This window comes from Streptomyces sp. NPDC001315, assembly GCF_042896175.1.
Lineage (GTDB): Bacteria > Actinomycetota > Actinomycetes > Streptomycetales > Streptomycetaceae > Streptomyces.
On the sequence record NZ_JBIAWZ010000030.1, the window covers coordinates 28632 to 51057 of the forward strand.

At 71.0% G+C, this 22426-nt stretch carries 22 protein-coding genes and 1 pseudogene; 18 read left to right on the forward strand and 5 right to left on the reverse strand.

All coding sequences use genetic code 11. The features are described 5' to 3' along the window. Positions 1 to 49: 49 nt before the first annotated feature. The gene (hutI, locus tag ACFY16_RS39670; RefSeq protein ID WP_390652097.1) at positions 50 to 1225 is read left to right on the forward strand and encodes an imidazolonepropionase; all 1176 of its coding nucleotides are present in this window, start codon (positions 50 to 52) and stop codon (positions 1223 to 1225) included. Positions 1226 to 1304: 79 nt separating this feature from the next. Here the strand turns inward: hutI and ACFY16_RS39675 are convergent, their stop codons facing one another. After that, a complete protein-coding gene (locus tag ACFY16_RS39675; protein WP_390652098.1) occupies positions 1305 to 2234 on the reverse strand; it encodes an RNA polymerase sigma factor SigF in 930 nt (309 codons plus the stop codon). A gap of 238 nt (positions 2235 to 2472) precedes the next feature. On the opposite strand from ACFY16_RS39675, the pseudogene ACFY16_RS39680 reads away from it, so the two are divergent. From ACFY16_RS39680 to ACFY16_RS39705, 6 genes and pseudogenes are all read left to right on the forward strand, one after another. Next, positions 2473 to 2841 (forward strand): annotated as a pseudogene (locus ACFY16_RS39680) (STAS domain-containing protein); the annotation flags it as partial. A 399-nt stretch (positions 2842 to 3240) separates the two neighbouring features. Continuing rightward, the gene (locus tag ACFY16_RS39685) at positions 3241 to 3777 is read left to right on the forward strand and encodes an ATP-binding protein (RefSeq protein WP_390652099.1); all 537 of its coding nucleotides are present in this window, start codon (positions 3241 to 3243) and stop codon (positions 3775 to 3777) included. A 178-nt stretch (positions 3778 to 3955) separates the two neighbouring features. Then, complete coding sequence (locus ACFY16_RS39690) at positions 3956 to 4639, forward strand: LPXTG cell wall anchor domain-containing protein (RefSeq protein WP_390652100.1); 684 nt, start codon at positions 3956 to 3958, stop codon at positions 4637 to 4639. A gap of 84 nt (positions 4640 to 4723) precedes the next feature. Continuing rightward, positions 4724 to 5560 (forward strand): hypothetical protein, encoded by an 837-nt coding sequence (locus ACFY16_RS39695; protein WP_390652101.1) that lies wholly within the window; start codon positions 4724 to 4726, stop codon positions 5558 to 5560. Continuing rightward, positions 5557 to 6630 carry a hypothetical protein gene (locus ACFY16_RS39700; protein ID WP_390652102.1) on the forward strand — a complete coding sequence of 358 codons (1074 nt, stop codon included), beginning with the start codon at positions 5557 to 5559 and terminating at the stop codon, positions 6628 to 6630. Before ACFY16_RS39695 ends, ACFY16_RS39700 begins: the two co-directional genes overlap by 4 nt. Before the next feature lie 68 nt (positions 6631 to 6698). Beyond that, positions 6699 to 7937 (forward strand): hypothetical protein, encoded by a 1239-nt coding sequence (locus ACFY16_RS39705; RefSeq protein ID WP_390652143.1) that lies wholly within the window; start codon positions 6699 to 6701, stop codon positions 7935 to 7937. Positions 7938 to 8031: 94 nt separating this feature from the next. Here the strand turns inward: ACFY16_RS39705 and ACFY16_RS39710 are convergent, their stop codons facing one another. Next, the gene (locus tag ACFY16_RS39710; RefSeq protein ID WP_390652103.1) at positions 8032 to 9528 is read right to left on the reverse strand and encodes an oligopeptide:H+ symporter; all 1497 of its coding nucleotides are present in this window, start codon (positions 9526 to 9528) and stop codon (positions 8032 to 8034) included. A 546-nt stretch (positions 9529 to 10074) separates the two neighbouring features. Between ACFY16_RS39710 and ACFY16_RS39715 the strand changes: the two genes are divergently transcribed. Together ACFY16_RS39715 and ACFY16_RS39720 are read left to right on the forward strand one after the other, a co-directional pair. Further along, positions 10075 to 10752 (forward strand): response regulator transcription factor, encoded by a 678-nt coding sequence (locus tag ACFY16_RS39715; RefSeq protein ID WP_064533465.1) that lies wholly within the window; start codon positions 10075 to 10077, stop codon positions 10750 to 10752. A gap of 50 nt (positions 10753 to 10802) precedes the next feature. Further along, positions 10803 to 12077 carry an ATP-binding protein gene (locus ACFY16_RS39720; RefSeq protein WP_390652104.1) on the forward strand — a complete coding sequence of 425 codons (1275 nt, stop codon included), beginning with the start codon at positions 10803 to 10805 and terminating at the stop codon, positions 12075 to 12077. Between the two features lie 83 nt (positions 12078 to 12160). Here the strand turns inward: ACFY16_RS39720 and ACFY16_RS39725 are convergent, their stop codons facing one another. Next, entirely contained in the window at positions 12161 to 12664 is a 504-nt protein-coding gene (locus ACFY16_RS39725) for a GtrA family protein (RefSeq protein ID WP_390652105.1), read from the reverse strand. Positions 12665 to 12862: 198 nt separating this feature from the next. Between ACFY16_RS39725 and ACFY16_RS39730 the strand changes: the two genes are divergently transcribed. From ACFY16_RS39730 to ACFY16_RS39745, 4 genes are all read left to right on the forward strand, one after another. Next, entirely contained in the window at positions 12863 to 14005 is a 1143-nt protein-coding gene (locus ACFY16_RS39730; RefSeq protein ID WP_390652106.1) for a 5-(carboxyamino)imidazole ribonucleotide synthase, read from the forward strand. Further along, a complete protein-coding gene (gene purE, locus ACFY16_RS39735) occupies positions 14002 to 14526 on the forward strand; it encodes a 5-(carboxyamino)imidazole ribonucleotide mutase (RefSeq protein ID WP_390652107.1) in 525 nt (174 codons plus the stop codon). Before ACFY16_RS39730 ends, purE begins: the two co-directional genes overlap by 4 nt. Before the next feature lie 8 nt (positions 14527 to 14534). After that, the gene (locus ACFY16_RS39740; RefSeq protein ID WP_390652108.1) at positions 14535 to 15713 is read left to right on the forward strand and encodes a dipeptidase; all 1179 of its coding nucleotides are present in this window, start codon (positions 14535 to 14537) and stop codon (positions 15711 to 15713) included. Positions 15714 to 15816: 103 nt separating this feature from the next. Further along, positions 15817 to 16176, forward strand: coding sequence for a MerR family transcriptional regulator (locus ACFY16_RS39745; protein WP_390652144.1), 360 nt, complete (start codon positions 15817 to 15819; stop codon positions 16174 to 16176). Between the two features lie 55 nt (positions 16177 to 16231). Here the strand turns inward: ACFY16_RS39745 and ACFY16_RS39750 are convergent, their stop codons facing one another. Further along, positions 16232 to 16591: a VOC family protein gene (locus ACFY16_RS39750; protein WP_390652109.1), complete on the reverse strand. Its 360-nt coding sequence runs from the start codon at positions 16589 to 16591 to the stop codon at positions 16232 to 16234. A 151-nt stretch (positions 16592 to 16742) separates the two neighbouring features. On the opposite strand from ACFY16_RS39750, the gene ACFY16_RS39755 reads away from it, so the two are divergent. Then, complete coding sequence (locus ACFY16_RS39755; protein ID WP_390652110.1) at positions 16743 to 17249, forward strand: CGNR zinc finger domain-containing protein; 507 nt, start codon at positions 16743 to 16745, stop codon at positions 17247 to 17249. 133 nt (positions 17250 to 17382) lie between these two features. Here ACFY16_RS39755 and ACFY16_RS39760 read toward each other — a convergent pair whose 3' ends face one another. Next, positions 17383 to 18729 (reverse strand): UDP-glucose dehydrogenase family protein, encoded by a 1347-nt coding sequence (locus ACFY16_RS39760; protein ID WP_390652111.1) that lies wholly within the window; start codon positions 18727 to 18729, stop codon positions 17383 to 17385. A 193-nt stretch (positions 18730 to 18922) separates the two neighbouring features. Here ACFY16_RS39760 and ACFY16_RS39765 point away from each other — a divergent pair, with 193 nt between their 5' ends. From ACFY16_RS39765 to ACFY16_RS39780, 4 genes are all read left to right on the forward strand, one after another. Beyond that, positions 18923 to 20080: an acyl-CoA dehydrogenase gene (locus tag ACFY16_RS39765; RefSeq protein ID WP_390652112.1), complete on the forward strand. Its 1158-nt coding sequence runs from the start codon at positions 18923 to 18925 to the stop codon at positions 20078 to 20080. Between the two features lie 186 nt (positions 20081 to 20266). After that, a complete protein-coding gene (locus ACFY16_RS39770; RefSeq protein WP_390652113.1) occupies positions 20267 to 21049 on the forward strand; it encodes an SAM-dependent methyltransferase in 783 nt (260 codons plus the stop codon). Between the two features lie 118 nt (positions 21050 to 21167). Beyond that, entirely contained in the window at positions 21168 to 21530 is a 363-nt protein-coding gene (locus tag ACFY16_RS39775) for a four-helix bundle copper-binding protein (protein WP_390652114.1), read from the forward strand. A gap of 79 nt (positions 21531 to 21609) precedes the next feature. Further along, positions 21610 to 22422, forward strand: a complete 813-nt coding sequence (locus ACFY16_RS39780) for a class I SAM-dependent methyltransferase (RefSeq protein ID WP_390652115.1) — start codon at positions 21610 to 21612, stop codon at positions 22420 to 22422. Positions 22423 to 22426 lie beyond the last annotated feature (4 nt).

The window sequence follows — 22426 nt, forward strand, 5'->3', positions numbered from 1 at the left end:
GGCCACCACCCCGGCCACCGCCCCCCACTCGGCCACCCACGAGGACACCATGAGCAGCAGCACCGTCATCACCAACATCGCCACGCTGGTCACCAACGACCCCTCCCTCGGTGACGAGTCTCCCCTCGGTCTGGTCCAGGACGCGGCCGTCGTCATCGACGGCGACCACGTCGTGTGGACCGGTGAATCAAGCAAAGCACCCGCCACTGACAACCGGGTCGACGCGGGCGGCCGCGCGGTCCTGCCCGGCTTCGTCGACTCCCACTCCCACCTGGTCTTCGCGGGCGACCGCACGCAGGAGTTCAACGCCCGCATGTCCGGCCGGGCCTACAGCGCGGGCGGCATCCGCACGACGGTCGCGGCGACGCGGGCGGCGAGCGACGAGGACCTCGAACGCAACCTCACCCACTACCTCGACGAGGCCCTCCGCCAGGGCACGACCACCTTCGAGACGAAGTCCGGCTACGGCCTCACGGTCGAGGACGAGGCCCGCGCGCTGCGCATCGCGTCCCGGCACACGGACGAGGTGACGTACCTGGGCGCGCACATCGTGTCGCCCGACCACGCCGACGACCCGGCCGCCTACGTCGCCCTCGTCACCGGCGAGATGCTCGACGCCTGCGCCCCGTACGCCCGGTGGATCGACGTCTTCTGCGAGAAGGGCGCCTTCGACGGCGACCAGGCCCGCGCGATCCTCACGGCGGGCAAGGCGAAGGGCCTGCACCCGCGCATCCACGCCAATCAGCTCTCCTACGGCCCCGGCGTGCAGCTCGCGGTCGAACTGGACGCGGCGAGCGCCGACCACTGCACCCACCTCACCGACGCCGACGTGGACGCCCTCGCGCACAGCAGCACGGTCGCCACCCTCCTCCCCGGCGCCGAGTTCTCCACCCGCGCCGAGTGGCCGAACGCCCGCCGCCTCCTCGACGCGGGCGTCACGGTCGCCCTGTCGACGGACTGCAACCCGGGCTCGTCCTTCACCTCATCGGTCCCGTTCTGCGTCGCGCTCGCCGTACGCGACATGGGGATGACGCCGGACGAGGCGGTCTGGTCGGCCACGGCGGGCGGCGCGGCGGCCCTCCGCCGCGACGACATCGGCCGCCTCTCGCCGGGTGCCCGCGCCGACCTGATCCTGCTCGACGCCCCGAGCCACGTCCACCTGGCGTACCGTCCGGGCGTACCGCTGGTGAGCGGGGTGTGGCGACGGGGCGTGCGCGTCCGCTGAGGGGCGGTCTCCGACGCGATCGCCGGGCGGGCGGATCACCCCGTCGTCGTCCACCGGCCCGGCCGGTGCCGGGCTTCCGTCACTCCTCGACCGTCAGCCCCTTCCGCAGCCGCACCAGCGTCCGTGACAGCAGCCGCGACACATGCATCTGCGAGATCCCGAGTTCCTCGCCGATCTCCGACTGGGTCATGTTGGCGACGAAGCGCAGGGAGAGGATCTGCCGGTCCCGGGACGGCAGATCGGCGATCAGCGGCTTCAACGACTCCACGTACTCGACGCCTTCGAGCTCGTGGTCCTCGTACCCGATGCGGTCCGCGAGCGCGCCCTCGGTGTCGTCCTCCTCGGGCTGCGCGTCCAGCGACGAGGCGGTGTACGCGTTCGACGCCGCCATGCCCTCCACGACCTCGTCGTTGGTGATGCCGAGGCGCTCGGCCAGTTCCGCCACCGTCGGGGCGCGGTCGAGCCGCTGGGCCAGTTCGTCGCCGGCCTTCGCCAGGTCGAGCCGGAGCTCCTGCAGCCGGCGCGGGACGCGCACGGACCACGAGGTGTCGCGGAAGAAGCGCTTGATCTCGCCGATGATGGTCGGCATCGCGAAGGTGGGGAACTCGACACCGCGGGTGAGTTCGAAGCGGTCGATCGCCTTGATCAGGCCGATGGTGCCGACCTGGATGATGTCCTCCATCGGCTCGCTGCGGGAGCGGAAGCGGGAGGCGGCGAACTTGACCAGGGCGAGGTTGAGTTCGACGAGGGTGTTGCGGACGTACGAGTATTCGTGCGTGCCTTCCTCGAGCGACTCCAGACGCTCGAAGAGGGTCTTGGACAGGGCCCGCGCGTCGACGGGGCCGACCTCTTCGTACGGAGGTATCTCCGGAAGCCCGGCGAGTACGTCCTCCTGTGGAGCGCGTACGTCGTTGTTCTGCTCGATGGGATCCAGATGTTCCGGAAGGGGTGTCGACGTCGCCTGCTGGGTATGCGAGGCGTCGAGCCGGGGTGACATGATGTCCTCCATCGTTCTCGGCATATGGCTGCCGAAGCCAGTTGCTGCACAACGGTGTGCGGCGCCTCCAAAGCCGGCCGTGTCGAGTACGTGTCCCTACTAGCCCTACCCGCTTTACGGAGCCCACCGCAAGTCCGTTTCAGTGGCAAATGTCCGTTTGTGGGTGGTTGTTCGGGTGTCAGAGTGTGTAGGGACGGCGTAGTGTTCGAGAGCATCTGTCAGCAGTCACGATCTCGGGAGTGAGAGACGCATGGACCGCGGGACGGTCGGCAGCGCACAGTCGGGCCGGCTTCTGGTGGAGGTGCGGGAAGAGGGCTCCAGTGCCGTCGTGACTCCGGCGGGTGAGCTCGATCACCACACCGCCGATCTGTTGCGTGGGCCACTCGAGGAGTACCTCGCCAGGGGCTTCAGCCGACTGGTCGTGGACTGCTCGCGTCTGGAGTTCTGCGACTCGACCGGGCTGAACGTGCTCCTGGGCGCGCGGCTGAAGGCGGAGGCCGCCGGCGGCGGAGTGCACCTCGCGGGGATGCTGCCCGTGGTGGCGCGCGTCTTCGAGATCACTGGGGCGGAGGCGGTCTTCACCGTCCATGACTCGGTCGAGGCGGCCTTGGCCGACGACGGCGCGGACGATGCGGATGACGCGGATGACGCGGATGACGCGGATGACGCGGATGACGCGGACGGCGCGAACGGCGGTGACGACGGTGGCGGTGTGGCGGGGGACACAGGCGGCGGCCGCGTGGCGGGGGAGGCCGGCGAGTCGGGCTGAACAGGCCCGCCGTCCGGTGGCCGTCGTGCCCCGGCCCTCGTGTCCCGGCCGTCCCTCCTGCGGTGCACCGCCCGCCCGTCCGTGCGCCGGCCCCCGCGTGACGTCGGCCCGCGCCAACAGGGGGGTGTTCCGTCGGTCCGGTCGGGCAGGAGACATCCAGAATGGGTCGGCGCCATGTCGACGGAACCCCGTCGATCTACGTACTGACTCTTGAATCGTGAACTGGTGAATCGGTGAGGTGAAGCGCTGATGAGCACCACCCGGCCCTGCTCGCCGGGCGACCGCGGCCCGGAGCCGAGCGGTGCTTCAGGGGCGTCCGAGGGGGGCGCGTCAGGGGCCGGCGCGTCCGGGGAGGACGCGGCCGCGTCGCCGACGGGTCGTCAGGTCCGCCGGCTGAGCCTGGACGGCCAGAGCGGTGTCGTTCCGCTCGCCCGCGACTTCGCCCGCCAGGCGCTGTACGCGTGGGGCTGGCTGCCGGCCGCCACCGCGGACCAGCGGGCGGCCGCCGAGGACGTGCTGCTCGTCGTGTCCGAGCTGGTCACCAACGCCTGTCTGCACGCCGAGGGCCCGGAGTCGCTCTGGCTCGCCTGCGACGACAAGGCCATCCGGGTCGAGGTCGCCGACCGGGGTGCGGGCCAGCCGGCCCCGCGTACTCCGCACCGCGCCGGCCGCCCCGGCGGGCACGGCATGTTCATCGTGCAGCGGCTGTGCCTGGACTGGGGGGTCGTCCGCAGGCCGGGCGTCGCGGGCAAGACCGTATGGGCGGAACTGGGGGCACCGGCGTGAGCCGGTGACGAACCGTCGGCGCGTTACCCGGGGCTACCCTCAGGTCCGCGCTTCCACCCGAAGCCCCGTCCGCGCACGCCGGATCGTCACAACTCCGGTGTGCGCCTTGTCTTCCCTCCTTGCGACCCCGGGCGTACCTTGACGGCCGATCTGATGTGCCGTCAGGAATGAGGGGACCGTGTCGTACCAGAAACGAACCGCCGTGTTCGCGACCGCCGCGGCCCTGGCCGGCTCGGCGGTCCTGCTCGCCGCCCCGGCGGCCCGGGCCGAGGTCGTGAACGTCAACTACCACTGCGAGACGCCCATCGGCGACAAGAGCGCCGTCTCGCCCATCGACATCAAGGGCGTCAAGAGCGGCAGCGGCTACAAGATCACCATGTCCTGGCAGAAGGGCGTCTCGTCCAGTCCGGTCGAACTGGGCAAGGGCTCGATGAACCCGAGCGCCACCGTCAAGGTGGGCGGCGCCGACAGTGGCACCTTCACCGTCACCGGCTCCGCCAACCAGGCCGCGATCCCGGCCAACACCCCCATCAAAATCAACGACTTGAGCGGCACGTACACCCCGAAGAAGACCGGCAAGGTCACCTTCACGGCGGGCGTGCTCACCATCAAGGCGCTCGGCACCACCACCACGTGCACGCCCACCAACAAGCCCGGACCGTCGCTCACCCTCGATGTGACGGCGGCGGGCGGCAGCACACAGAGCGGCAGTGACAGCGGCTCCGGGGCGGCACTCCCGCAGACCGGGCCCGAGGACTCGGCCATCGCCCTCGGCACGCTCGGCGGCACGGTGCTCCTCGCGGGCGCGGCGGGCGCGCTGTGGCTGACGCGGAGGAACCAGGCGGCGCGGGTACGCCGCTGACCGCACGCCGCGCCGCCCGCCCGTCGCCCGGCCGCCACCCCGCAACGAGGCGCTCCGCGCCGCCCCTGCCTGATGGAGCCGCCGATGTCGTACGCCGCTCGTCTCCTGCCCCTGTCCGTTCTCCTGCTGCTGGGCGCCGTCCCCTCCGCCGGTGGCTGGTCGGCCGCGCCCTCCGGCGTCGGCCGCCCGTCCTTCTACGCGGAGGGCGCGCCCGGGACTGTCCTGCAGGACACGGTGTCCCTGACCAACCGCGGCGGGCGGCCGGTCGCCGTACGGCTGCGCGGCACCGGCGTGCCGGTCACGTTCGCCGGGTCCGCGGTACGGATCCCCGCCCGCACCCGCGCCGACGTCCCCTTCACGGTGACCGTCCCGGCGGACGCGGCCCCCGGCGACCGCTCCGGCGCGATCGTCGTGCGGGACGCCGACGGCCGTACGGCGACCGTGCCGCTCCGACTGCGCGTCGGCGGACCGGAGTTGTCCGCGCTGACCGTCGAACACGTCGCCGTGCGCGGCGACCGCATCACGTACGAGCTGGTCAACCGCGGCACCACCGTCCTCGCCCCGCGGCTCGCCGTGCGCGCGGACGGCGTGTTCGGCCGCCGCCTCCTCGACCGGGCCCCGCGCGCCCTGTCCGTCGCACTGCCCCCGGGCCGCCGCCTGAAGCTCAGCGAACCCTGGCCAGGCCGGCCCGTCCTCGACGCGGTGGACGTACGGCTGACGGTGACGGCGGCGGGCGGGGCGCGGGACACCGCGAGCGCGTCGGCGCGGTTCGTGCCGTGGGACGCGGTCGCGGGGACGGGGGCCGCGGGAGCGGCTTGCGCCGGCTTCCTCGTCGGGTGGCGGCGCCGGCTTCGTACGGCGGATCGTCCCGCGGTGGGGGAGCCGCTCACGGACGTCGAGTTGACGGGAGCGGTGCGGTGAGCGGCAGGCTGCGGATTTCGGCGCTGGTGGCGGTGGCGGCGCTGCTCGTGCTGCCCCTGACGGGACCGGCGGCGGCCGACGGCCCCACCGTGGAGCTGTCCAAGTCGCAGGCCGGGACCGGAGGTTCGATCACCGTGAGCGGCAGCGGCTGGCGGTCGCGCGCGCTGCTGATGCTGTTGATCTGCGGGCAGTCCGTGCCGTCGCGGGGCGTGATCGGCGGCACCAACTCCTGTGCCAACGCCGACGGCCGCGCCGTCACCACCGACGCGAAGGGCGACTTCAGCCGGAAGCTGCCGGTGACCGAGCCGCCGGTGCCGTGCCCGTGCGTGGTGCACGTCGCCACCGTGACCGGCGCGAAGGCGCAGGCCGACGCCGTCTTCCAGGTGGCCGGGCACGCGGTGGAGCCGCTGCCCGCGCAGGCGGCCGAGGGACGGCTGTCCGTCCTCACCGACACCCGGCTCGACGGTTCGAGCGGGCCGCTGACCTGGTTCGGGGCCCCACCCTCACGCACCCTGGCCTTCACCGTCGGCAACGTCGGCTCCGAGCCGGTGAAGAACCCGGTCTTCCAGGTCGGCACCTCGCACGGCGTGTTCGCCCCGCAGTGGGACGACCAGCAGTGGCGCGGCAGCATCGCACCCGGCAAGAAGGCGCAGATCAGACTGCCGGTCGAGCTCACCGCCGGGGCACACGGCGACTACACCGTCTCCCTCAGGTACGGCGGCCGGGTCCTCGCCGAGCAGCCGTGGGGCGTGGGCCGGCCCTGGGGCGTGACCCTGTTCTGGATCCTGCTCTGCCTGGTCGTGCCGGCCGCGGTGTTCCGCGTCGGGATGGCCGTGGTGGACCGCCTCCGGCCGCGACGGGCGGGCCGGCCGGTCCGGGCCTTCCTGCCCCTGAGCCGGCGGCTCCCGAGGCTGCGCACCGGCGACCGTACGGCCACGCCGACTTCGACGACTTCGGCCCTGCCGTGGTTCACCCCGGACTCCGGTCCGGGCACGGCCGGTCGGCTCTCCGCACCGCACCACGACAGCCCGACGAGTCCTACGACTCCCACCAGGAAGGGACCCACGTGAGAACGCGAAGGAGAGTCACACCGGTTGCCGGCCGCGGATCGAGAGCGGGCGCCGCGGGCGCCGCCTTCCTGCTGGCCGGGGCGGGCGTCCTGCTCGGCGTGGCCGCCGGACCCGCGCAGGCCGCCGAGGTGTCGTACACCACCCACTGCGTGCCGCCCGCGGGCATCGACCCCGTCGACGGGACCACGAAGGTCGAGATCACCGCGCCGGCCACGGCGAAGGTGGGCGACACGGTCGACATCGTCTGGAAGTTCACGCAGCCCGCCTCGAAGAACCCCGACATCATCGACCTGCCCGCCGACTCGGTCCAGCCGTCCGGGGTCCTCAAGGCGGCCGGCGCCCAGACCGCCGACATCGCGATGGAGGGGCCGCGCAAGAACCCGGCGATCCCCAAGGGCGCCGCCATGGTGCTGTCCGACATGAAGGGCACCCTGAAACTGACGGCGGCCGGGCAGGTGACGCTGACGCCGGACGCGTACACCGTCAACGCGATGTCGACCGACACCAAGTGCACACCGACGCAGACGGTGCCGTCGGCGGCGACCATCGAGGTCGCGGCGGGGGGCGGGAATTCGAGCCCGGCGACTCCGCCGACCAGCACCTCACCGGATCCGACGGGCTCCGCCTCGCAGTCGGCGTCCCCGTCGAGCACGCCGAGCGCGTCCGCGAGCGAGAGCGACGGCACCGGGAGCGGCCAAACCGACTTCACCGGCAAGGAGGTCCAGGTCCCGTACGCGTGCAAGACGCCCATCGGCGACAAGAGCGCGACCTCGCCCGTGCAGATCAACGCCAAGAAGGACGGCGGGAACTTCGATCTGACGGTGCAGTTCAAGAAGTCCGTGATGGACAGCCCCGCCGACATCCCGAAGGGCTCGGTCAAGCCGTCGATGGAGGTCGCCCTGGGCGGCGCCGACAAGGGCACCGTGCACGTGGAGGGGCCGACCAACGCGAACGACATCAAGTCGGGCGACCCGATCGAGATCCCCGACCTGACCGGCACCTACAAGCCGGGCGCGAGCGGCGAGTCCACGCTGTCCCCGGGTGTTCTGACGATCGACGCCCTCGGTACGACCACGACGTGCACCCCGACCAAGTCCGAGGTCTCCCTGACCCTGGACACCACCGAGCAGGCGAGCGGAGCGTCCGGATCCACCACGTCCGGCGGTTCCACGTCCGCCGGCGGCGGTCTCGCGGCGACCGGCGCGGACGACCACGGCGCGCTGAAGGCCCTCGGGCTGGTGGCGGGGACGGCGATCCTGCTGGGCGCCGCGGTGTTCACGTTCATGCCCGGCCGACGGCTGCGGTAGGGCGGGCCCGCCCCGGCATACGCGAGGGCCGCCGCACCCAGCAGGGTGCGGCGGCCCTCGCGTTCAACAGCTGTTCAACAGCCGTGGAGGGACGTCAGTGGACGTCGCCCATGAGCTCCTTGACCTTCTTGCGGTACATCCACACCGCGACACCGGCGACCACGGCGAGCACGGCCTGGAAGGCCACGATGCCCGTCTTGTTGAGGTCGACGCCGGCGATGGAGAGCAGACCGGTCGTGGCGTCACCGGCGGTGACGGCCAGGAACCAGACACCCATCATCTGGGAGGCGTACTTCGCGGGCGCCATCTTCGTGGTGACGGAGAGGCCGACCGGGGAGACCGTCAGCTCACCGACGGTCTGGACGAAGTAGATCGCCACCAGCCACATCGCGGCCGCCTTGTGACCGCCATCGGCGATCGACAGCGGGGCGAGGAACAGGAAGAACGACGCGCCGATCAGGACCAGGCCCATGGCGAACTTCACCGCGGTGCTCGGCTCCTTGCCGCGCCGGGCGAGCGCCAGCCACGCCCAGGCGAAGACCGGGGCCAGCGCCATGATCATGACCGGGTTGACCGACTGGTACCAGGAGACCGGGAACTCCCAGCCGAAGATGGTGTTCTCCGCCGACGAGTCGGCGAACAGAGACACCGTGGAGCCACCCTGGTCGTAGATCATCCAGAACACGGCCGCGGCGACGAAGAACCAGATGTACGCGGACATCTTCGACTGCTCGACGCGGTCGAGGTCCTTGTCCCGCTTGATCCGGGCGATGACCATGACCGGGATGATCAGACCGGCGACGGTGATCGGAACCAGCAGCCAGTTCAGCGTGTAGTGGCCGGAGAAGCCGACGACCGCGTAGAAGACGACCGCGACGGCCGCCCACAGGGCCGACTTGCGCAGCGTGGCGGCCTTCTCCTCGGCGGACAGCGGGGTCGGGACGACGCTCGAGCTGGCGTGCAGGTGGCGGCTGCCGAGCAGGTACTGGGCGAGACCCAGCGCCATGCCGAGCGCGGCGAGCGCGAACCCGAAGTGCCAGTTGACGTTCTCACCGACGGTGCCGATGATCAGCGGCGCGGCGAAGGCACCCAGGTTGATGCCGATGTAGAAGAGCGTGAAGCCACCGTCGCGGCGCGGGTCGTCCGGGCCGTCGTAGAGGTGGCCGACCATCGTCGAGATGTTGGCCTTCAGCAGACCGGAACCGATCGCGACGAGGCCGAGGCCCGCGAAGAAGGTGCCGGACGAGGGCAGGGCCAGGGTGAGGTGGCCCAGCATGATGACGAGGCCCGCGACGGCGACGGTCTTGCGGGGGCCGAGGACCCGGTCCGCGAACCAGCCGCCGGGCAGGGCGAGCAGGTACACCAGGGACAGGTACACCGAGTAGATCGCGGTGGCGGTGGCCGCGTTCATGTGCAGGCCGCCCGGTGCCACCAGGTACAGCGGGAGCAGAGCCTTCATGCCGTAGTAGGAGAAGCGCTCCCACATCTCGGTCATGAAGAGAGTGGCCAGTCCCCGGGGGTGGCCGAAGAAGGTCTTCTCGGAGCCGGGGGTGCCCGGACGGACCGAGTCCTTCGTCAGGCTGGACGCCATGTCGTTCCTTGCTGCTCGGGACGCGCTGCTGGAGCGTTGCGCGCCCGGTGGGGGGCGGCCGGCACCGGCGGTTTCGTTACGTCCGCCCCACGCCCACGGGGATTCCGCTCCGGATCACGGAGCGGTGGACGGCGATCACCGGGATCCACGCCTCTACACGCGTCGATGCGTTCCGAGGCCCGGCCACAGGTCATTCCTTTCGAGGCTGGCGGCACCAGCCCGCACACAAAAGAGACCTTTAGCTTCTCAATGATCGCCAAAGGTCCCCGTGGTGCTACAGGCGTTGGTTCACCATACGGCAGGACACTGCCGGATATGGAAGGACTTGAGACGCGGATCACAGGCGATCATGGAACCGCGCACGCCTATTCGAAGGTTGATACCAGGATGACATCCCTCGACCACAGGTCCGTACCAAGATCGCGGGAGGATTCGGGGGACGTCCACAGGACGATTCACAGGAACTGTGTCCGGCATGTCCCTGGGTAAGAAACCGCAAGGGCGATCACACCTCGGCGCCCGCCCGGGGCGGTCTACCATCAGCTCATGACCCGTGTACTGCTCGCCGAGGACGACGCGTCCATCTCGGAGCCGCTGGCCCGCGCACTGCGCCGCGAAGGGTACGAGGTCGAGGTGCGTGAGGACGGCCCCACCGCGCTCGACGCAGGAATGCAGGGCGGTGTCGACCTGGTCGTGCTGGACCTGGGCCTGCCCGGCATGGACGGCCTCGAGGTCGCGCGCCGGCTGCGTGCCGAAGGCCACGCCGTGCCCATCCTCATCCTGACCGCGCGCGCCGACGAGGTGGACACCGTCGTCGGGCTCGACGCGGGTGCCGACGACTACGTCACCAAGCCCTTCCGGCTCGCCGAACTGCTGGCCCGCGTCCGCGCCCTGCTGCGGCGCGGCGCCGCCGAGCCGCAGCAGCCGCCCGCCACCCACGGCGTGCGCATCGACGTCGAGTCGCACCGCGCGTGGATGGGCGACGAGGAGCTCCAGCTCACCGCCAAGGAGTTCGACCTGCTGCGGGTGCTGGTCCGCGACGCGGGCCGGGTCGTCACTCGCGACCAGCTGATGCGCGAGGTCTGGGACACCACCTGGTGGTCGTCGACCAAGACCCTCGACATGCACATCTCCTGGCTGCGCAAGAAGCTCGGCGACGACGCGGCGAACCCCCGCTACATCGCCACGGTACGAGGAGTGGGCTTCCGCTTCGAGAAGAGCTGAGAGAGCTGTACCCCGTCTCCCGCTAGGCAAGAGGACATGCGTAAAAGGACATGCGCCGTCGACTGATCCAGTCCACGCTCGCCGTGGTGCTCGTCGTCATCGCCGTCTTCGGCGTGTCCCTGGTGATCGTCGAGACCCGGACGATCAGCAACAGCGCCCAGGAGCGCGTGGACTCCGAGGCCCTGCGGCTGGCCAGCATCGTGGACAGCCGGCTGCTCGGCGACGAGACCGTCAACGCGGAGATACTGCGCGGCCAGGTCGCGCAGGAACGCTACGCCCGGATCCTGATGCCGGGGGAGCGGGCCATCGAGGTCGGCACCAAGCCGACCGGTGAGGTGATCCGCTCCACCGCGAAGGGCGAGGAGGGCGAGACGGTCACGGTCGAGGAGCCGCGCTCGTCCGTGACCAGGGAGGTCGGCCGCACGCTGCTGATCATCGGGGCGGTGGCGCTGCTGGCCGTCGTGGCCGCGGTACTCCTCGCGGTCCGCCAGGCCAACCGCCTCGCCTCGCCCCTCACCGACCTCGCGGAGACCGCCGAACGCCTCGGCTCGGGCGACCCGCGCCCCCGGCACAAGCGGTACGGCGTCCCCGAGCTGGACCGGGTCGCGGACGTCCTCGACTCCTCCGCCGAGCGCATCGCCCGGATGCTCACCGCCGAGCGGCGCCTGGCCGCCGACGCCTCCCACCAGCTGCGTACGCCCCTCACCGCGCTCTCCATGCGGCTGGAGGAGATCACCCTCACCGACGACCCGGACACGGTGAAGGAGGAGGCGACCATCGCGCTGACGCAGGTGGAACGCCTGACGGACGTGGTGGAGCGGCTCCTGACGAACGCCCGCGACCCCCGCACCGGCTCCGCCGTCTCCTTCGACCTCGACGAGGTCATCCATCAGCAGCTCGCGGAGTGGCGCCCGGCGTACCGCGGCGTGGGCCGCGCCATCGTCAGCTCGGGCAAGCGTCATCTCCGGGCCGTCGGGACGCCCGGCGCGGTGGCCCAGGTGCTGGCGGCCCTGATCGAAAACTCGCTCATGCACGGCGGGGGCACGGTCGCCCTGCGTACGCGCGTCACCGGCAACCAGGCGGTCGTCGAGGTGACGGACGAGGGCCCCGGCGTCCCGGCCGACCTGGGGGCGCGCATCTTCGAGCGCACGATCAGCGGCCGCAACTCGACGGGCATCGGCCTCGCGGTCGCCCGGGACCTCGCGGAGGCGGACGGCGGCCGTCTGGAGATGCTCCAGGCACAGCCGCCGGTGTTCGGGCTGTTCCTGTCGCGTACGCCCCTGAAGAGGCCGGTGGTGGACGGGGACGAGCCGACGGTCCGCTGAGGAATCCGCGGCGGCCGGGCCCGGGGGGAGGTCAGCTCACCCGCTGCCTGGACCGAGTCAGCTCACCCGCTGCTTGGACCGAGTCAGCTCACCCGCTGCTTGGACCGAGGCTTCTTCGACTCCGCTTCCAACAGGGACTCCGCGTCCGCGACGGCCTCCCGCGCGGGCAGCGCCTTGAACACCCACGAGCGGTACGACCAGAACCGGAACAGCGTGGCGACGCCGATGCCGAAAAACTTGAAGACGTTGCTCTGCAGCGGGCTGTCCCAGCCGAACCCGTACGTCGCCGCGTACAGCACACCGTTCTCGATCACGAGCCCGACCACGCTGAACAGCAGGAACAGGGTCAGTTCCTTCGTACGGCCGCCCTTGTCACGGTCCCGGTACGTGAAGTACCGGAAGCCGATGTAGTTGAAGACGATGGCGACGACGGTGGCGATGACGCTGGCCCGCACGACGGGAAGGTCCGTCACATGCCGTACCAGGTTGAACACACCGAGATTGACCAGAAGCCCCGCGCCACCGACGGCGCCGAACTTCGCGACCTCGCGTCCGAGTCGTCGCAGCCCCGAGGAACCGTGTTCCATGGCTGTGCGTGCCCCCGTCCGGGTCGGTTTACGTCAACCCAGTCATGCTAACCGCCGCCCCTCGGGCTTTCCTGTGGACGGGCTCACAGGTCGGACACAGGACGGCAAGAAGCCGGGAAAGGCCGGGTATGGGGCGGGAAAGCGGTCGGTAAGAGGAGCGGAATCCGGCCGTCCCGCCGTGGCCGATACCCTAGGGGCGTGACGTTCCCGGTAGTCGGCATGGTCGGCGGCGGTCAGCTCGCTCGTATGACGCACGAGGCAGGCATCCCGCTCGGCATCAGGTTCAAGCTCCTCAGTGACACCCCTCAGGATTCCGCGGCACAGGTCGTGAGCGAAGTCGTCGTCGGCGACTACCGCGACCTGGAGACGCTGCGCGCATTCGCGCGTGGGTGCGACGTGATCACGTTCGATCACGAACATGTGCCCACCGAGCACCTCAGGGCCCTGGAGGCGGACGGCATCCCCGTCCGCCCGGGTCCCGACGCGCTCGTGCACGCCCAGGACAAGGGCGTGATGCGGGCGAAGCTCGACGCGATCGGTGTGCCGTGCCCGCGGCACCGCATCGTTTCTGATCCGCAGGACGTGGTGGCCTTCGCCGCCGAAGGTGGGGGAGGCTTCCCGGTCGTCCTCAAGACCGTCCGCGGCGGCTACGACGGCAAGGGCGTGTGGGTCGTGGACTCCGCAGAGGAGGCCGCCGCCCCCTTCCTGGCAGGCGTTCCGGTCCTCGCCGAGGAGAAGGTCGACTTCGTACGGGAGCTGGCGGCGAACGTCGTACGCTCCCCGCACGGCCAGGCGGTCGCCTACCCCGTGGTCGAGTCCCGCCAGGTGAACGGCGTCTGCGACACGGTCATCGCCCCCGCCCCCGGTCTCGACGCGGGCCTCGCCCTCCAGGCCGAGGAGATGGCACTGCGTATCGCCAAGGAACTCGGCGTCGTCGGCCACCTCGCCGTCGAGCTGTTCCAGACGGCGGACGGCCGCATACTCGTCAACGAACTCGCCATGCGCCCGCACAACTCGGGCCACTGGACCCAGGACGGCGCGATCACGTCCCAGTTCGCCAACCACGTCCGGGCCGTCCTCGACCTGCCCCTCGGCGACCCGCGCCCGCGCGCGCCGTGGACGGTCATGGTGAACGTCCTCGGTGGCGACTACCCGGACATGTACGGCGCGTATCTGCACTGCATGGCCCGCGACCCCCAGCTGAAGATCCACATGTACGGCAAGGACGTGAAGCCCGGCCGCAAGGTGGGCCACGTCAACACCTACGGCGACGACCTGGAAGACGTCCTTGAGCGTGCCCGTCACGCAGCCGGCTACCTGAGAGGCACGATCACCGAATGAGCCCTGTTGTAGGCATCGTCATGGGGTCGGACTCCGACTGGCCCGTCATGGAGGCCGCCGCCCAGGCCCTCGACGAGTTCGAGATCGCGTACGAGGTCGACGTCGTCTCCGCGCACCGCATGCCGCGCGAGATGATCACGTACGGCGAGCAGGCCTCGGACCGGGGCATCAAGGTGATCATCGCGGGCGCGGGCGGCGCCGCCCACCTGCCCGGCATGCTGGCCTCGGTCACCCCGCTGCCGGTCATCGGCGTTCCGGTGCCGCTGAAGTACCTGGACGGCATGGACTCGCTGCTGTCGATCGTGCAGATGCCGGCCGGCGTCCCCGTCGCGACCGTCTCCGTCGCCGGTGCCCGCAACGCGGGCCTGCTCGCGGCCCGCATCCTGGCCGCCCACGACGGGGACCTCCTCGCCCGGATGCGGGACTTCCAGCAGGAGCTGAACGACCAGGCCACCGAGAAGGGCAAGCGCCTGCGCGCCAAGGTCGACGGCGGGAACAACGGCTTCGGCTTCGGGAAGTGAGTGCGCGCATGACGTCCCTCGACGAAGCCCGCGCGCTCCTCGCCGAATTCCCCGTCGTCGACGGTCACAACGACCTCCCCTGGGCATTGCGCGAGCAGGTCCGCTACGACCTCGACGCCCGCGACATCGCCACCCACCAGAACGCCCACCTGCACACCGACATCCCCCGCCTGCGCGAGGGCGGGGTCGGCGCGCAGTACTGGTCGGTGTACGTCCGCTCGGACCTGCCCGACGCGGTGCCCTCGACGCTGGAACAGATCGACTGCGTACGGCAGCTGCTCGCCCGCCACCCGGCGGACCTGCGGCAGGCGCTGACGGCGGCGGACATGGAGGCCGCGCGCTCCGAGGGCCGTATCGCCTCCCTCATGGGCGCGGAGGGCGGCCACTCGATCGCCAACTCCCTCGGCACGCTGCGGGGGCTGTACGACCTCGGCGTCCGCTACCTGACCCTGACCCACAACGACAACGTGGCGTGGGCGGACTCGGCGACCGACAAGCCGGCGGTCGGCGGCCTGTCGGCCTTCGGCCGCGAGGTGGTCCGGGAGATGAACCGCCTCGGCATGCTCGTCGACCTCTCCCACGTGGCGGCGACGACCATGCGCGACGCGCTGGACACCACGTCCGCGCCGGTGATCTTCTCCCACTCCTCGTCCCGCGCCGTCTGCGACCACCCGCGCAACATCCCGGACGACGTCCTGGAGCGGCTGCCCGCCAACGGCGGCATCGCCATGGTGACGTTCGTGCCGAAGTTCGTGCTCCAGGCGGCGGTCGACTGGACGGCCGCGGCCGACGAGAACATGCGCGCGCACGGCTTCCACCACCTCGACACCACCGCCGAGGCGATGAAGGTCCACCGCGACTTCGAGGAGGCGCACCCGCGCCCGGTCGCCACGACCGCGACGGTGGCGGACCACCTGGACCACATGCGCGAGGTCGCCGGCATCGACCACCTCGGCATCGGCGGCGACTACGACGGCACGGCGTTCACCCCCGACGGCCTCAGCGACGTCTCCGGCTACCCGAACCTGATCGCCGAACTCCTCGACCGCGGCTGGTCCAGGCCCGACCTGGCCAAGCTGACCTGGCAGAACTCGGTACGGGTGCTGGGCGCGGCCGAGGACGTGGCACGGGACCTTCAGGCCACCCGCCCGCCGTCCAACGCGACGATCGAGTCACTCGACGGATGACCGTCCAGGGCGGGGCGGTCGGTGCAGCCGGCCGCCCCGCCCACGTACATCAGGTACCGGTCCGCTGACATCAGGGGCAGGTTCACGTGGCTTGGGGGACGGGATGCGGATCGGTGAACTGGCCCGGCGCACCAACGTCAGCGAGCGGTCGCTGCGCTACTACGAGACCCAGGGCCTGCTGACGGCCGCGCGGACGCCCGGCGGGCAGCGGGACTACCCGGAGGCGGCCGTCGACCGGGTCGTGCTGATCCAGGAGCTGTTCGCGGCGGGGCTGCACAGCTCGAAGATCGCGCAGCTGCTGCCGTGCATGCGGGACGCGGACGGCGGCCCCTCGGCGATCGCCACGCCGAAGCTGGTCGCCGACCTCGCCGCCGAGCGCGAGCGCATCGACCGGATGATCGCCGACCTGGTGCGCTCCCGGAACACGCTCGACGAGGTGATCGAGGCGGCCCGGGAGGGCTGACAGAGCCGGTCGTTCTTCTCGCTGTCCTCCAGGCCCAGCGGCCGCGCCCCGGCGTTCAGCCGGCGCACAGGCAGAACGGGTGCCCCGCCGGATCCGCGTAGACCCGGAAGCTGCGTGAGCGGTCCTCGGTGTCCAGGGGCCGCGCGCCGAGCGCCAGGACGCCCTTCTCGGCCGCGTCCAGATCGTCCACCGTCAGGTCCAGATGGAACTGCTGCGAGGCGTCGGGCGCGGGCCACCTCGGCGGTACGTACCCCGGAGCGGCCTGGAACGCCAGCGCCTGACCGTCGGCCAGCTTCAGGTCCACCCAGTCCTCGTTCTCCTCCACGGTGCCGCCCAGCACCTCGGCGTAGAAACCGGCCAGCGCAAGGGGGTCGGGACAGTCCAGGACGACGACGTCCAGCTTGGCGAGTGCCATGACTTCCTCCTCGATCGGTGTTGCCTGTCGGGGTACCCGCACAGGGGTTACCTGTAGAAGCGGGTAACCAGTTACCGTTACCGCATGCTCCCCCAATGGAGGTAACGTCGCAAGGGGGATTCGGTAGCGGGACGGGAGGTTGCGTGCGGCCATGAGTGAAAGATCGCCCGCGCCGGGCGGCCTGGCTCTGATCGAGTCCTTGGTGAACACGCTGGACATCGAGACGGGCGTCGACGCGCTCGACACGGCCGACGGCAGGGCCCGCTTCGGGCTCGCCCAGGACGAGCTGCCGGACGTCCGCGACCTGCGCGAATCACTGCGGGCGGCGCTGCTCGCCCACGCCGGCCATCCGCCGCACTGCGAGGTGACCCCGCTGGGCGAGCTGCTGGCGGCGGCACCGCTGTTCGTGGCGGTCGACACGCGGGACGGCTCCGCCCGGCTCGCCCCCGCCACCGAGGGCCCGCTGCTCTCCCGGATCGCGGCCGCCGTGGCCGAGTCCCTGGTCGCGGGTACCTGGACCCGGCTCAAGGCCTGCGAGGCCGTGACCTGCCACTGGGCGTACTACGACCGCAGCCCGGCCGGCCGGGGCCGCTGGTGCTCGATGTCGGTGTGCGGGGCACGCGCGAAGATGCGCCGGTACCGGGCCAAGAACCAGTAAGGGCCCGGCACGGAGCGGCGACGCGCAGAACGTTCATGCGTCGAGGCACGGCCGGGTGCGGCAGAATGCAGCAAGACGCCGGTTCGGCCGACTGAGCCTCGGCCGAACCGGCGTCACCTTGCTCCAGGCCGTCTCAGGCGGTCGGACGCCCCATCGCCCGGTACGTCCATCCGGCCTTCCGCCACAGCTCGGGGTCGAGGGCGTTGCGCCCGTCGAGGATGAGCCGGGTCGCCGCGACCTCGGCGAGCTCCGCCGGGTCCAGCTCACGGAACTCCCGCCACTCGGTCAGGTGCAGTACGACATCGGCGCCCCGCACGGCCTCCAACGCCGAGTCGGCGTAGCCGAGGGTCGGGAAGACCCGGCGGGCGTTGTCCATGCCCTTGGGGTCGTAGACGGTCACCTGGCCGCCCTGGAGGTGTATCTGACCGGCGACGTTCAGCGCGGGCGAGTCCCGTACGTCGTCCGAGTCGGGCTTGAAGGTGGCGCCGAGCACGGCGACCCGCTTGCCCAGGAAGGACCCGCCGCCCAGCGTCTGTCGCGTCAGCTCCACCATCTGCCCGCGCTGGCGCATGTTGATGGAGTCGATCTCGCGCAGGAAGGTCAGTGCCTGGTCGGCACCCAGCTCACCGGCGCGCGCCATGAAGGCGCGGATGTCCTTCGGCAGACAGCCGCCACCGAACCCGATCCCGGCCCGCAGGAACTTCTTGCCGATCCGGTCGTCGTACCCGATGGCCTCCGCCAGCTTGGCGACATCGCCGCCCGCGGCCTCGCACACCTCCGCCATCGCGTTGATGAAGGAGATCTTGGTGGCGAGGAAGGAGTTCGCGGCGGTCTTCACGAGCTCGGCGGTGGGGAAGTCGGTGACGACGAACGGCGACCCTTCCCCGACGGGGGTGGCGTACACCTCCCGCAGCAGCTTCTCCGCCCGCTCACTGCGCACACCCACCACGATCCGGTCGGGGTGCAGGGTGTCCTGGACGGCGAAGCCCTCGCGCAGGAACTCCGGGTTCCAGGCCAGCTCGGCGTCCTCGCCGGCCGGCGCGAGCCCGGCGACCATGCGGGCCAGGCGGTCGGCGGAGCCGACGGGCACGGTGGACTTGCCGACGACGAGGGCGGGGCGGGTCAGGTGCGGCGCCAGGGACGTGAGAGCGGACTCGACGTACGACATGTCGCAGGCGTACTCGCCGTGCTTCTGCGGAGTGTTCACACAGACGAAGTGGACGTCGCCGAACGCGCCGACCTCCGCCCAGTCCTGGGTGAAGCGCAGCCGCCCGGTGCTCCCCTCGAACCCGGCGACATGGCGACGCAGCAGCTCTTCCAGCCCCGGCTCGTACATCGGGGCCTCGCCCCGCTCGAGCTTCTCGATCTTCTCGGGCACGACATCGAGGGCGAGTACCTCGAAGCCGAGCTCGGCCATGGCCGCGGCGTGCGTGGCGCCGAGATAACCGGTGCCGATCACGGTGAGCTTGAGGGCGGCCATGCATGCTCCTGGGGTGGACGGCGTTGGATGCGCTGACCGAGCATAGTCGGGGCGTGCGGCGCCCCCTCACCGGGCAGATTCCTCGTTGTCTTCCCCTCTGTCGCCAAGCTCACGTACCTGTCCCGTGGGCAGGCCCCTAAAATTTGAGTTACTTAACGGTAATTAGCGCAGCGTCCTTGGAGCGTGAGAGACCTTGGCCGGATCGGCTGACTTCGACCTGTACCGCCCGTCCGAGGAGCACGACATGCTCCGCGACGCCGTCCGCTCGCTGGCCGAGGCGAAGATCGCGCCGTACGCCGCCGCGGTGGACGAGGAGGCCCGCTTCCCGCAGGAGGCGCTCGACGCCCTGGTGGCCAACGACCTGCACGCCGTGCACGTACCGGAGTCGTACGGCGGCGCGGGCGCGGACGCGCTGGCGACGGTGATCGTGATCGAGGAGGTGGCGCGCGTGTGCGCCTCGTCCTCCCTCATCCCCGCGGTGAACAAGCTCGGCTCCCTCCCCGTGATCCTTTCCGGTTCGGAGGACCTGAAGAAGAAGTACCTGACCCCGCTCGCCAAGGGCGACGGGATGTTCTCGTACTGCCTGTCCGAGCCCGACGCGGGCTCCGACGCGGCAGGCATGAAGACGAAGGCGGTCCGCGACGGCGACCACTACGTCCTCAACGGCGTGAAGCGCTGGATCACGAACGCGGGGGAGTCGGAGTACTACACGGTGATGGCCGTGACCGACCCCACGAAGCGCTCGAAGGGCATCTCGGCGTTCGTGGTCGAGAAGTCGGACGAGGGCGTCTCCTTCGGCGCCCCGGAGAAGAAGCTCGGCATCAAGGGCTCCCCGACCCGCGAGGTCTACCTCGACAACGTCCGTATACCGGCGGACCGCATGATCGGCGAGGAGGGCACGGGCTTCGCGACGGCGATGAAGACCCTGGACCACACCCGCATCACGATCGCGGCCCAGGCACTGGGTATCGCGCAAGGAGCACTGGACTACGCCAAGGGCTACGTCCAGGAGCGCAAGCAGTTCGGCAAGCCCATCGCCGACTTCCAGGGCATCCAGTTCATGCTCGCCGACATGGCCATGAAGATCGAGGCCGCCCGCCAGCTGACGTACGCGGCCGCCGCCAAGTCGGAGCGCGGCGACAAGGACCTCACCTTCCAGGGCGCGGCTGCCAAGTGCTTCGCCTCGGACGTGGCGATGGAGGTCACGACGGACGCGGTCCAGCTGCTCGGCGGCTACGGCTACACGCGGGACTACCCGGTGGAGCGGATGATGCGGGACGCGAAGATCACGCAGATCTACGAGGGCACGAACCAGGTCCAGCGGATCGTCATGGCGCGCAACCTGCCGTAAGGACGCCTTGCGCCGAGTTACCGTCGCCCTCCGCCCCCTCGGGCCGGAGGGCGACGTGCGTGCTGCCCCCTCCTCCCAGGTGCTCCCGTAGGGAGGCGGAGTCGGTCAAGTGCCCATCGAAACCGATGACTTGTGTCTACTTTGGTGCGTAAACCGATCAGCCCCGCCCGAAGGAGACCGACCCCTATGTCCGACCTCCGCAGCGACGTGTCCCACTCGGCCCGGGTCTGGAACTACTGGCTCGGCGGGACGGACCACTACCCCGTGGACAAGGAAGTCGGCGACCAGATCCTCTCCTTCGTGCCGGCGCTGCCCCGCTCCGCCGTCGCCGACCGGCGGTTCCTGGCGCGGGCGGTGCGGTATCTGGCCGGGGAGGCGGGGATACGGCAGTTCCTGGACGTGGGCTCCGGCCTGCCGACCGCCGACAACACCCACGAGGTCGCCCAGCGCGTGGCACCCGAGGCGCGGATCGTGTACGTCGACAACGACCCCCTCGTCCTGGCCCATGCCCACGCCCTGCTCACGAGTACGCCCGAGGGGGCCACCGCCTACGTCGAGGCCGACGTCCGCGACCCCGAGGCGATCCTGCGGGAGGCCGCCCGCACCCTCGACCTCGACCGTCCCGTCGCGATCAGCATGCTGGGCGTCCTGAACTTCGTGCTGGACACCGACGAGGCCGCCGCCATCGTGCGCCGGCTCCTGGACGCCGTACCCTCCGGCAGCCACCTGGTCGTCTCCCACCCGACCACGGAGGTCGACGGCGAGGCGATGGCGGCTGCCGTGGAGTACTGGAACGGCCAGGGCTCGGCCCCGATGACCCTGCGCGCCCGCGCCGACCTGATCCGCCTCCTCGACCCCGTGGAACTCCTCGAACCCGGCGTCGTCACCTGCTCACGCTGGCGCCCGGACGAGGCGGCGGCGGACATCGTCGACGTCACGCACTTCGCGGGGGTGGGCAGGAAGCCGTGAGCCGGGTGGGCCGGTCGTCGTAGGCCGTGCGGTCGTCCGATGGCGCGCGGCTCCCGGGAGGCGTACGACAGAAGTGCACAGGGCCCGCACCCGGGCCCCCTCGCCCCCAGGAGGAGCCATGACCCAGCCCGGAACCATGACGGCCATGAGCAAGGAGATGCAGGACTGCGTCGACGCCTGCATGACCTGCCACAGCATCTGCGAGGAGACCATGAGCTCCTGCATGCAGATGGGCGGCCAGGCCCAGATGCAGATCATGCGCGCGCTGATGGACTGCTCCGAGATGACCCGTATGTGCGCCGACATGATGATGCGCCGCTCGCCGATGTCGGCGGAGATGTGCGCCATGTGCGCCAAGGCCTGCGACATGTGCGCCGAGGCGTGTATGTCCATGCCGGACGACCGGCAGATGATGCGCTGCGCCGAGGCGTGTCGCCGCTGCGCCGAGATGTGCCGCTCGATGGCGGGCGTCAAGATGTGACGTCGGCCGGACCGTGTCCGAGGGCAACCGCCGTGCACCGACGGTGGGTGCCCTCGTTCCGTCGTGGCAGGCTGACCGCATGATCAGTGCGACGGAGGCCTTCGACGCGGCCGAGCGGAAGATGTGGGACGGACGGGCGGAGGCGTACGCGGCGAGCTTCGCCCGGCTGTGCGCGCACCCGGTCGGGGCGCTGCTGGACGCGGCGGGTGTGACCGAGGGGACGTACGTCCTGGACACCGGGACCGGGACGGGTACGGCGGCCGTGGCGGCGCGGGCACGCGGGGCGCGGGTGCGCGCCGTGGACGCCGACGCCGGGATGGTGGCGGCGGCACGCGGGCGCGGAATCGACGCACAGGTCGCCACACTGCCCGAACTCCCCTTCCCGGACGGTGAGTTCGACGCCGTCGTCGGGAACTTCGTACTCAACCACGTCGGCCGCCCGCGCACCGCGCTCACCGAGCTGCGGCGGGTGCTGCGGCCGGGCGGGCGGCTCGCGGTGACGCTGTGGGCCGGCGGAGGGCAGGCCGGGATGGAGCTGCTGGGGCGGGCCTGCGAGGCCGCCGGGTCCGTACCGCCCGCCTATCTGCCGCGCCTCGACCCGGCCGAGGACTTCGCCCGGACCCCGGAGGGCCTCGCCGGCCTGCTGACGGACGCCGGTTTCACGGCGGCCGAGGGCTCCGCACTGGGCTGGGAGCACCGCGCGACCGTCGAGGAGTGGTGGGGCGGCGCGGCCGCCGGCATCGCCAAGATCGGGCTCATCGTCACCTCGCAGACCCCGGAGACGGTCGTACGCATCAGGCAGGAGTACGACCGCCTCAGCGCCGAATTCGCCGACGAAGACGGCGGGTTGAGGCTGCCGCACGTGGCGCTGCTGGGGCGCGGGACGGCCTAGCCGG